This is a genomic window from Kytococcus schroeteri, assembly GCF_002847825.1.
Classification (GTDB): Bacteria; Actinomycetota; Actinomycetes; order Actinomycetales; family Dermatophilaceae; genus Kytococcus; species Kytococcus schroeteri.
On record NZ_PKIZ01000134.1, the window covers coordinates 1 to 317 of the forward strand.

1 protein-coding gene is annotated in these 317 nt (G+C 64.7%); it reads left to right on the forward strand.

Annotated features, from left to right (window positions below; all coding sequences use genetic code 11):
• Positions 1-2: 2 nt before the first annotated feature.
• Positions 3-317: type VII secretion protein EccB (locus CYJ76_RS11860; protein WP_180802311.1), on the forward strand; the 315-nt coding region annotated here is incomplete at its 3' end.

A 317-nucleotide genomic window follows, 5' to 3' on the forward strand; every position in this document is an offset into this window, starting at 1 on the left:
TGATGCTGGGGTTGCTACGTCCACAGCCGAGCCTTGAAGGAGCCGACCTGGTGGCCGACGAGACCGGGACGCTGCACCTGCGCCTGGAGGATTCTTACCATCCGATCACGAATGTCGCCTCCGCGCGGCTGATTCTGCAGCAGCCCGTCGAGGTGCAGAAAACCACCGCTGAACAGCTATCCCAGGTGCCGTTGGGGCAGCCGATTGGTATTCCGCAGGTGCCGGGGCTTGTCGCCGCGCCGGAGCGCGAGTGGCTGTATTGCGACCGTGCGGCCGGTGGTACGGGAACTGTGGTGGCTGTCGAGCGTATCAAGGAG